A 9,775-nucleotide genomic window follows, 5' to 3' on the forward strand; every position below is an offset into this window, starting at 1 on the left:
GTTGAAAAATGTGTTTGCAAGACTTAAGCATTTAGCACGGGTTCTTAAAATCAATAAAAAACAGTGACCCGCACTTTAAAAAAAATAAAAGAAAACAGTCTTGTTCAGGTGAACCCTCTTTTTCAGACCTTTGATCAAGGGAAACCATTGGAGGTCAGGTTAGAGCAGGTCTGCTGTGAAGAGGCCGAAGTGGATGAACAGTGGTCTTTGTAGGCAATAAAAGCAATCAACGCTGGCTATGGCACGCTGTTGATCATAAAACCAACACGGTACTCGCTTATGTTTTTGGCAAGCGTAAGGACATTGTTTTCAAAGAATTAAAAGCGTTACTAGCCCTTTAAATATTGGCCGTTATTACACCGATGACTGGGGGCTAGAACATGAGACCCGTCATCTTGATGCTGAGATGCACATGAAATAGGGAAGCAGAAATACCCAAAAAATTGAACCAAAAACCTGAATTTTTATGCACACATGGATAAATTACGTATTTATTAAGACCCGTCGAACAATCTGTTTCTCTACGATTTCTGTGGGTGATGGACAAAAATAGCGGAAAATTGTCCAGTGGTATAAACCAATGGCCATAATTGAGTAGTGTGTCGATTAAAGGAACCGGGCTGAAAGCGGTCAGAATTTCACCTTTGACTGGTTTTAACGGCAAATAGTTAAACCAGGGATTTTCCAGATTTTCATGGCCTTGGCAAAAAATAAGGCGTTTAACGGTTTGGCCGCGCCATTTTAAAGGTGTAGACAAGTTTAAAGCAGTCGGGTTAAAGCGGCTGTTTATCAGCGCGCCCTGCTGCTTAAACCATTGTCTTAAGTTGGCTAATAATGGAACGGTGGTTAAATAGGCGGTTTGTTGCTGTTGTAAGAACCCAAACGGACTATGAATGACATTTAGCGCACGTGAAGTGGTCAGTTTTTTTCCGAGAGTGGGTCGGCAGCAAAGTGAATGCCATTCCAGCCGGATTGCATAAAGCGGCGAATATTTTGATGATCTTTGCCTTCTGGACTTTCCAATACATGTTGGCGGTAATAGTCACCGAACAGATGCAGAGTCAGTTCGGGCGATAAGTTATGTCGCTTGGCGAAAGCAAAAATTTTGCAGGAGCCTTCGTTGGTTCCCGCCGCATTGATTAGCGCATCGTCACCGTCGCCATTTTGGAATTCGGTTGGTTGGTAATCATAGTGTTGTTCGATAACGGCCATGGTCTGGCTGAATTGAATGGTCTCAGGGTGTTGTTTTAATTGGGTTAAAAATTGTTCCAGTGTCATTGTATTGTGTTATTAGAGATTAAGGATATAAGGCAAGTTGTGTTAAACCGCTTGTTTCATCTCGGTTGAACATCAGATTCATATTTTGTATCGCTTGTCCGGCTGCACCTTTGACCAGATTGTCAATTACCGATAAAACGACGACGGTGCTCGCGTTCTGTGGGCGGTGAATCGCAATCTGACAGCGGTTAGTACCACGTACATTACGGGTATCAGCCATGCTGCCTTCAGGGAGTACATCTACAAATGCTTCATTTTGGTAAAAATCTTCGAAGATTTTTTGCAGATTTTTCTCGCTATCAAGCAATGTGCCGTACAGGGTGGCGTGAATACCACGAATCATCGGTGTCAAATGCGGTACAAAGGTTAATTGGACGACCTTTTGGCTTTGTGTTTGTAAACCCTGCCGGATTTCCGGTAAATGGCGGTGGCCTGCGACCGCATAGGACTTAAAGCTTTCACCGCTTTCACTCATCAGTGATGATAGCTGAGCCTTGCGGCCTGCACCACTGACGCCGGATTTAACATCGGCAATCAATGTGCTTTGATTGATCAACTGATGTTTCAGTAGGGGGAGAAAGCCAAGTTGTACGGCGGTGGGGTAGCAGCCTGGGCAGGCGATCAGCCGTGCCGTTTTGATGGCTTCCCGGTTGACTTCAGGTAAGCCATAAACCGCTTCAGCAACTAAATCCGGACAAACATGTTCCATACCATACCATTGACGCCATTCATCAATATCTTTCAATCGAAAATCGGCTGACAAATCAATCACTTTAACGCCACGTGCAAGCAGTGCCTCGGCCATAGTCATGGCGGTTCCATTCGGCGTCGCAAAAAATACCACATCACATTCGGCCAGCGTATCGACATTGGGTGCGCTAAAACAAAGATCGCAATAGCCTCTGAGACTAGGGTAAATCGTATCTACACGTTTGCCGGCATCGGCGCGACTGGTTACGACAGTGACCTCAACATCGGGATGTGGAATCAGAAGCCGTAATAATTCAACGCCGGTGTAGCCGGTTCCCCCAACAATACCTGCTTGTATCATATTTTTTCCATTTTTTTATAAGAACGTAAAGCGCGTATAATACGCCGTTTTAAACGGTTTTTTAAACAGTGATGCAAGCCATTGAAATTAAAACAACAGATGATGGTGGGCAATTACAGTTGACGCAAAGGCCAAAGCCTGAGCCTGAACCGCATCAAGTGTTAATCGAAGTGTATGCGGCGGGTGTCAACAGACCCGATATTATGCAGCGGCAGGGCGTTTATCCGCCGCCACCCGGTGCTTCGGATATTCCAGGGCTGGAAGTGGCCGGTGTGATTGTCGCTGTCGGCAATCAGGTCAATCAGTGGCAACCGGGCGATACGGTTTGTGCATTAGTTACGGGTGGGGGCTACGCCGAATATTGTGTTGCCAGTGCTGCGCTATGTTTGCCGGTGCCTGAAGGCTTGAGTTTGATTGAGGCGGCTGCATTGCCGGAAACGTTTTTTACAGTTTGGAGCAACGTGTTTGATCGCGGACAATTGCAACCAGGCGAATCATTGTTGGTACATGGCGGTGCTAGCGGCATCGGCACCACGGCGATACAGTTGGCAAACGCTTTTGGTGCAACGGTTTATGTGACTGCGGGCAGTGAAGAAAAATGTCAGTTCTGTGAGCAGCTCGATGCCGCGAGTGCGATTAATTATAAACAACAGGACTTTGTGACCGAAATTGACCGGCTGACGCACAAAAAAGGCGTCAACATAGTACTGGATATGATTGCAGGGCCATATTTCCCCAAAAATTTGAAAATTCTGGCCGAAGAAGGGCGTTTGTTGCAGATCGCCATCCAGCAAGGGGCAAAAAGTGAAATTAATTTATGGACTGTCATGTGCAAACGGCTGTTGATTACCGGCTCAACATTAAGGGCACGCAGTGATGAATTTAAGGCGGAAATTGCCCGGAAATTAAAGGAAAGGGTTTGGCCATTACTTGAAAGCGCGACAGTTAAGCCCGTGATTTATAAAGTCTTACCGTTGGAGCAGGCCGAATTGGCGCATCAGATTATATTGCAGAGCCAACATATCGGAAAAATTGTTTTACGGGTGAAAACATAATTTCTGGAGGGAGGAAATCTGCAATGGATAAATACCACTTGAAATGTAAGTTATTTTTTTTAAAGGATTTTTTGGAGAACTATGGTATAGTCCATGTGTGTTGTTATGAACACATGATTTAAAATTACACCCAAGGAATTATTAATGTCTTTACTGAAAAAACTCACTTTTATTTTGTTAACAGCTTCTATTTTTACCGCGGCGCCATCCATTATGGCCAAACCTGCCGGTAAAATTGAAAATCAAACAGAAGAACAATTGCTTGCAATCTTTGATGATGCGATTGAATCTGTAGAAACTGTTCAGCAAGCACTGGAAAACGGTGCGGCCGACAAGAAAGAAATGTTGGCGCTGTATAAAAAAGCAAAACAAAATTTGAATCGTATTGAAAGTGCAACCGTTAACCGTGAAAAAGAAAGAGCTAACGGTTACCTGAGAAAATCCCGTTCAGCCTATAAAAAAGGTAATATGGAAAAAGCTAAAGAACAAATCGCTAAAGCGGTTGAAAGCTTCAAAGGTTTAAAAACGTTGTACCTGAATTTCTAAACATTTTAAATGTTTGATAAAAGGGTTATTGCCAAGCAATAACCCTTTTTTTATGTCTGCAATTTATCTGGGCGATGCGTTTTGTGCCAGATAGGGTAAAATAAGGGTTTGATTTTTATTTGGGATTGACGTGACACAACACATTGTTCGTATTGCAACACGCAAAAGTCCATTGGCGCTATGGCAGGCTGAATATGTCGCACAGCGTTTGGAGCAGGCTTTTCCAGAACTGAAAACCGAATTGGTGACGATGGTGACTCGGGGCGACAAGCTTCTAGATTCGCCATTGGCTAAAGTCGGGGGTAAAGGGCTGTTCGTTAAAGAACTGGAGCAAGGCATGTTAGAGGGCGCGGCCGATATTGCTGTGCATTCGATGAAAGATGTTCCGGTTGAATTTCCAGAAGGGCTGCATTTAGCGGTTATTTTACAGCGCGAAGACCCAACCGATGCCTTTGTTTCCAATCAATATCAACATATTGCAGATTTGCCGGAAAATGCACGCATTGGTACCTGTAGTTTACGGCGACAATGCCAGATAAAAGCACGTTTTCCGCATGCCGAAATTTTAAATCTGCGTGGCAATGTCAATACCCGTCTAGCTAAACTCGACAATGGTGACTATGACGCTATTATTCTGGCATCGGCCGGTTTGAAACGGCTGGGGATGGCCGACAGAATTACTCAGCGCATCGACCCGAGCGACAGTTTGCCTGCGATTGGGCAGGGTGCGATAGGTGTTGAGTGCCGATCCGATGATGCGACTATCCACCATTATCTTAACGCACTGCATGATGAGCAGACCCATGTTCGTGTCACCGCAGAACGCGCCATGAATGCCCGTTTAAATGGTGGCTGTCAGGTACCGATAGCTGGTTTTGCCGAAATTATTGATGACCAATTATATTTGCGTGGCCTGGTCGGACAGCCTGATGGTTCGGTTATTTATCGCGCCGAGCAATCCGGCAGTTTGAACGATGCCGAAAAAATCGGTCAGGCCGTGGCGGAAGACTTGTTACAACAAGGCGCCAATGAAATTTTAACGGCCCTATATCAGGATTGAATGAAACAGGTTCTGTCGGGGCAAAAAGTTTTAGTGACACGCCCTGAACATCAATCCGCCGCGTTGATAAAGGCTATCGAACAAGCAGGCGGTGAGGCGGTGTCTTTTCCGGTTTTGGCGATAGCGCCAAGCATAAGGCTTGATCAGGCCAAGCAAAAATGGCAACAATTGAGTGGTTATCAATGGATTGTATTTATTAGCGCCAATGCAGTAAATTATATGGCAGATATGCTCGGTGGAAAAATCGAGCTGCCCGAAGCTATTGATGTGGCGGCAATCGGTAAGGCGACTGCGACAGCCTTAATGCAACACGGTATTGCGGTGGATTTAATGCCGCTAAACGGTTATAACAGTGAAGCCCTGTTGCAAATGCCAGAATGGCAGGATTTAACTGGGCAAAAGGTAATGATTGTGCGGGGGGAAGGCGGGCGCGAGAAACTGGCGCAGACGCTGAAGCAGCGGGGCGCCGAGACAGATTATATGGAAGTGTATCGCAGAATAAAGCCTAAAAGCGATCATCGAAAAATCAAGACTTTATTGGAGCGCAATGACTTATCAGCCATTGTGTTGATGAGTGGTGAAGCGGTACAAAATTTATGCACAATGTTGAACCCTGATGATACGTTACGCTCTATTCCAGTAGTCGTTATCAGTACTAGAATTGCTGAAATAGCGGCAGGTTTGGGGTTCAGGCGGGTTCTGGTGAGCCAGGACGTATCGGAACAGGCGATTGTCGATACATTGAAGATGTTAAACAACGGGGAAAAAAGTGGCTGAAGTTATTGAAGAGCAGCAACAAAATCAGACAGAAAAAGAAACGGTCAAGGTTGTTGAAAAAAAATCAAAAGCCGGCCTATGGTTCGGCATTCTTATCACCGTTGGTGTGATTGTCCTGGCCGGGGCAGGTTTTTATTTACTGCAACAATTGCGTGAACATCAGGATACCCTGAGCACGCAAGATAATCAGAAGTTGATTGAAATGAGTAGGCAAATCAATGCATTTCAATCGCAGATAGCGGCGATGCAATCACAGCTGGCGACACTTGATGCTGACATAACGGGCAAAGAAAATCATTTCAATAAAGCGCTGGCCGATTTTTCCAGTTTGCACGATGAAAAATTGGCCACAGCTAAAAAAGAACTGATGCAATCCATTGCACGGATAGAGCGCCAGTTAGGTAAGACGCGTGGAGACTGGCTGATTGCCGATGCTGAATATCTACTCAGTGTCGCTAATGAAAGGCTACATTTAGTGGGTGATGTCAATACCACACGTGAAGCCTTGGAAGCAGCTGATCAGCGTTTGCGAGAGAGTGGCGATGCGGCAGTTTTTAAGGTGCGTTCAGAAATTGCTAAAGAGCTGGCTGCATTACGTTCGGTACAAGTGCCCGATATTGTTGGACTCTATGCCAGACTACAAACCCTGAATGATAAAATTCCCCAATTATCGGTATTGTTGCCCTATGTTGGTAAAAAATTGTCGAAATCAGCACCGATTCATCAACATGAGAAAGCCAGTGGCGAGCATAGTGCCTTATCCAGTGTATTAGGGCAATTAGGTGATTACGTCGTTGTCAGGCACAGCGATAAACCGGTTGGCGAAATTCTGACCCCTGAACAGGCACAATTTATTCGGGAACAGTTGAGTGTAAAGCTGGAAATGATCAAAATTGCATTGGTGCAGCAAAATGACACTTTGTATCAAGCCGCTATTCAGGATGCTAAAAAGTGGCTGAAAGATAATTTTGCCCTGGACCGTAACGGCAAAGCCTTCCAGCAAGAGCTTGATATTTTGGCCAAGGTTTCCTTGCAAGGACAATTCCCAGATATCAGTAAGTCATTGAAAATGCTTAAAGATATTAGCAAGCTACGCTTGGAAAAAGATAAGGGGCTGAGTAAAGCCAATTCAGTCAATACCGTTGCGCCACAGCCGGTGAGTATTCCGGATTCAGGTACGCAGAACTCGATGAACTGATATCATGAAAAAATTATTGAGCTTTTTATTGCCCTTATTGATTGCCATTGCGGTCGCCTTCGCCATTCACAGCTGGTTATCCCAATATGATAATCCAGGCTATGTTCTGATCGGTTTTGGGCACTGGTCGATGGAAACTTCACTGGTATTTTTTGCGGTAGCACTGGTGATAGCATTCTTTGTTTTTTATGTGTTTTTTCGTTTTCTGGGCGCCTTGATGCGCTTGCCAGGGAAAATAAAAGAAAAAAGCAAAAAGATTAAATTTGATCGCTCTCAAGATGCACTGGTCGCGGGTTTGGTTGATTCGGCCGAAGGCAACTGGGAACGTGCCGAAAAAACCCTGATCAAGCATGCCGCTAACAGCGGTGCGCCTTTATTACATTATTTGACGGCGGCAAAAGCGGCACAATCGCGTGGTGCGGTAGAAAAACGTGATGAATATCTAAAAAAGGCGGCCGAAAAAGCCGGTGGTAGTGACATCGCTGTAGGATTGACCCAGGCCGAGCTTTATTTATCAGATGAACAATTTGACCAGGCTTTGCAAACCCTGAGTAAATTGCATTCTATCGATCCTAATCATGCCAGCGTGCTAAAAATGATGCATCAGGCTTATCGGCGCGTCGGTGATTGGGAGGGTTTGTCAAAGCTGATTCCATCCTTGCATAAAAATAAAATATTGATGGAAGCGGAAGTCAAATTACTGGAAACGGAAACCTATAGCAATTTACTGCGAAGGGAAGCCGAACAAAAAGATGCTGATGCTATTCAGGCCTGTTGGGAGAGTGTGCCAGAACATATCAAACTAGCACCAGGCGTCAATGCTATTTATTTTGCCGCCATGATTGAAGCCGGTGCAGGTGACAGAATTGAAAGTGACTTAGTTGATGCCATTGTTAAAAATTGGGATGCTACCTTATTGGTGTTATACGGCAATATCGATTCACAAGACCCTGAAAAACAATTACAAACTGCCGAAAAATGGCTGGCCGTTCATCCGAGCGATGCCGTTTTATTGCGCATGCTGGGAAAACTCTGCTTGAAATCCGGACAAATGGAAAAAGCCGAGCAATACCTGAAAAAGAGTTTAAGCATCGAACCTACCGTTGCCGCGTATCAATTATTAGGTGATCTATTATTGCAAAAAGGCGAACCGGAAGCGGCAAGTGGTGCCTATAAAAATGGTTTGGAACTGGCTTCGAGCGAAGTGGTAACACAGGCAGAAAAGATAGTTGGTGTTTGAGGTTGCTTGAGCATAGCTGTAAATAACGGATGAGATTGTCACTTACTGATATCAGAAATTATCCGATAAACAACGGGTGGCCACAAAATGGATACAGATCTGGTATTGATCCTAAGAATGCTGGAACGTTTGATGGTCGTCGGTTTTGGTGGGATGGCGATTTTCCTAGGCTACAAACTTTTTTTTCACTTGCCTTATCAGTCAGACCAGGAAGGGAAACTGGAACTACCCGGCATAAAAATCGTTTTGTCTCGTGTCGCACCGGGTACCTTCTTTCTGGCCTTCGGTGCACTTATCCTTAGTCAAAATTTAAATCAGGGCATCAGCCAAAGTATAAAACTAGCCGCTGACACCACGAACAATACTACAGAAACTGTTCAATCATTTGCCGGTGTAACGGGCGGCTTATCAGCAGAACACAGTAATATTCAACAAAAACGTATTGCAGCCATCGAGCAAATTGGCGAGATAAACTGTTTAAAAAAACTCCTGGCTGTTAAAAAGATTCAGTTGCAACCGTCTATTTCAATTGCTCTATCTGAAGCAAAAACAGCCTTACTCAAACCCGTTTGGAATCAATCTGCATGGGGAGACATCAGCATCCTGGATTTTGGCCTAGATAATATTAAAAATCCTAATTTACGAGGAGTTTTTTCCGATGTCTCTGTTGCATGCCCCTACTAAAACTCATATTCCGGCTGTCATTATCCTTAGTCTTTTGTTATTGTTTTCTGCCACCTTAAAGGCTAAAGATTTCAGTCACCTCTATCGTCCCGAACAACTTTTATATGTCCAGTCACATTACGGTAAAAATATAAAAATAGTCTTGTTCGATAATATTCGCAGATATTTATTACCCAACGAACGCAAGACTCTGTCTGAAATCACATTAAATATTCCACTGGTTGGAGAAAACCAGGATATTTTTGATTTCTATATGAATTTGCAGACCGGAGAAATGACGATTCCAGCTTTGTCAGTCAAATTTTTTGATGATATGAGTATTGCATTTGCCTGGTATGAAGCGAAACACAAAGATAAAACTGAAATTCTTCAATATGTTTTCAGACTCTATCAACAAAAAGACTATCTACAACCACCACTAAAAGCCTTAGGTATTCCTGAAAAAGCCTGGGAACTGGATGATTATGTAGATGATGTATCACAAAAAACGCTTAAATCAGGAATGGCCTTTTTATTACTACATGAACTCGGGCACTGGCATTATCGACATGCGGCTTATGACTCCATTTCTAACCGGCAGGCGTAGGAACAAGAAAAACAGTCCGATGCGTTAGCACTTGATGTGATGGGTAGGATGCATACCATTCCTTATGGTATGGTCACCTGGTTTATATTAACCGGTCTGCTGCAAAACACCCATCCTACGACACATCCCCTAACTGCTGACCGACTCTATGCAATTGCAGAGAAAATTGAAAATAACCCGGCTGTTTTTATCTCGTTAGAAAATGCAAATAACGCCAGTATTAATGAGATTTTATCCGTCGCAAAGAATATAAGAATCATTGCCAATCAAATGGCTATGGTTCACAAAAAACGCTGACAA

Annotated in this window: 11 protein-coding genes and 1 pseudogene; 10 read left to right on the forward strand and 2 right to left on the reverse strand. The window is 44.1% G+C overall.

What is annotated here, in order from left to right; genetic code table 11:
- Positions 1-22: 22 nt before the first annotated feature.
- A pseudogene (locus tag JEU20_RS15995) lies at positions 23-529 on the forward strand (IS1 family transposase); the annotation flags it as partial.
- Positions 530-918: 389 nt separating this feature from the next.
- Here the strand turns inward: JEU20_RS15995 and JEU20_RS13630 are convergent.
- Both JEU20_RS13630 and argC read right to left on the reverse strand, forming a co-directional pair.
- Entirely contained in the window at positions 919-1,278 is a 360-nt protein-coding gene (locus JEU20_RS13630) for a HopJ type III effector protein (RefSeq protein WP_198246669.1), read from the reverse strand.
- Positions 1,279-1,297: 19 nt separating this feature from the next.
- Complete coding sequence (gene argC, locus JEU20_RS13635) at positions 1,298-2,329, reverse strand: N-acetyl-gamma-glutamyl-phosphate reductase (RefSeq protein WP_198246670.1); 1,032 nt, start codon at positions 2,327-2,329, stop codon at positions 1,298-1,300.
- 71 nt (positions 2,330-2,400) lie between these two features.
- Between argC and JEU20_RS13640 the strand changes: the two genes are divergently transcribed.
- The 9 genes from JEU20_RS13640 to JEU20_RS13680 all read left to right on the forward strand — a co-directional run bounded on the left by JEU20_RS13640 (position 2,401) and on the right by JEU20_RS13680 (position 9,772).
- Positions 2,401-3,384, forward strand: a complete 984-nt coding sequence (locus JEU20_RS13640) for an NAD(P)H-quinone oxidoreductase (protein WP_198246671.1) — start codon at positions 2,401-2,403, stop codon at positions 3,382-3,384.
- 144 nt (positions 3,385-3,528) lie between these two features.
- Positions 3,529-3,930 carry a hypothetical protein gene (locus tag JEU20_RS13645; RefSeq protein WP_198246672.1) on the forward strand — a complete coding sequence of 134 codons (402 nt, stop codon included), beginning with the start codon at positions 3,529-3,531 and terminating at the stop codon, positions 3,928-3,930.
- A 130-nt stretch (positions 3,931-4,060) separates the two neighbouring features.
- Entirely contained in the window at positions 4,061-4,990 is a 930-nt protein-coding gene (gene hemC, locus JEU20_RS13650) for a hydroxymethylbilane synthase (protein ID WP_198246673.1), read from the forward strand.
- A complete protein-coding gene (locus tag JEU20_RS13655; protein WP_198246674.1) occupies positions 4,991-5,767 on the forward strand; it encodes a uroporphyrinogen-III synthase in 777 nt (258 codons plus the stop codon).
- On the forward strand, positions 5,760-6,965 hold the full coding sequence (locus JEU20_RS13660; RefSeq protein WP_198246675.1) for a uroporphyrinogen-III C-methyltransferase: 1,206 nt from the start codon (positions 5,760-5,762) through the stop codon (positions 6,963-6,965). Before JEU20_RS13655 ends, JEU20_RS13660 begins: the two co-directional genes overlap by 8 nt.
- A gap of 4 nt (positions 6,966-6,969) precedes the next feature.
- Complete coding sequence (locus JEU20_RS13665; RefSeq protein ID WP_198246676.1) at positions 6,970-8,205, forward strand: heme biosynthesis HemY N-terminal domain-containing protein; 1,236 nt, start codon at positions 6,970-6,972, stop codon at positions 8,203-8,205.
- 87 nt (positions 8,206-8,292) lie between these two features.
- Positions 8,293-8,889, forward strand: coding sequence for a hypothetical protein (locus JEU20_RS13670; RefSeq protein WP_198246677.1), 597 nt, complete (start codon positions 8,293-8,295; stop codon positions 8,887-8,889).
- Positions 8,864-9,475: a hypothetical protein gene (locus JEU20_RS13675; RefSeq protein WP_198246678.1), complete on the forward strand. Its 612-nt coding sequence runs from the start codon at positions 8,864-8,866 to the stop codon at positions 9,473-9,475. The genes JEU20_RS13670 and JEU20_RS13675 overlap by 26 nt, the downstream gene beginning before the upstream one ends.
- A gap of 48 nt (positions 9,476-9,523) precedes the next feature.
- The gene (locus tag JEU20_RS13680) at positions 9,524-9,772 is read left to right on the forward strand and encodes a hypothetical protein (RefSeq protein WP_198246679.1); all 249 of its coding nucleotides are present in this window, start codon (positions 9,524-9,526) and stop codon (positions 9,770-9,772) included.
- Positions 9,773-9,775: the final 3 nt, after the last annotated feature.

It is taken from the genome of methane-oxidizing endosymbiont of Gigantopelta aegis (assembly GCF_016097405.1).
In the GTDB taxonomy this organism is placed as follows: domain Bacteria; phylum Pseudomonadota; class Gammaproteobacteria; order Methylococcales; family Methylomonadaceae; genus Methylomarinum.

Coding starts and splice junctions, on each gene's coding strand:
- JEU20_RS13630 (WP_198246669.1), bottom strand. CDS start 1,278: ATGACACTGGAACAATTTTTAACCCAATTAAAACAACACCCTGAGACC.
- argC (WP_198246670.1), bottom strand. CDS start 2,329: ATGATACAAGCAGGTATTGTTGGGGGAACCGGCTACACCGGCGTTGAA.
- JEU20_RS13640 (WP_198246671.1), top strand. CDS start 2,401: ATGCAAGCCATTGAAATTAAAACAACAGATGATGGTGGGCAATTACAG.
- JEU20_RS13645 (WP_198246672.1), top strand. CDS start 3,529: ATGTCTTTACTGAAAAAACTCACTTTTATTTTGTTAACAGCTTCTATT.
- JEU20_RS13655 (WP_198246674.1), top strand. CDS start 4,991: ATGAAACAGGTTCTGTCGGGGCAAAAAGTTTTAGTGACACGCCCTGAA.
- JEU20_RS13665 (WP_198246676.1), top strand. CDS start 6,970: ATGAAAAAATTATTGAGCTTTTTATTGCCCTTATTGATTGCCATTGCG.
- JEU20_RS13670 (WP_198246677.1), top strand. CDS start 8,293: ATGGATACAGATCTGGTATTGATCCTAAGAATGCTGGAACGTTTGATG.
- JEU20_RS13675 (WP_198246678.1), top strand. CDS start 8,864: ATGTCTCTGTTGCATGCCCCTACTAAAACTCATATTCCGGCTGTCATT.
- JEU20_RS13680 (WP_198246679.1), top strand. CDS start 9,524: ATGCATACCATTCCTTATGGTATGGTCACCTGGTTTATATTAACCGGT.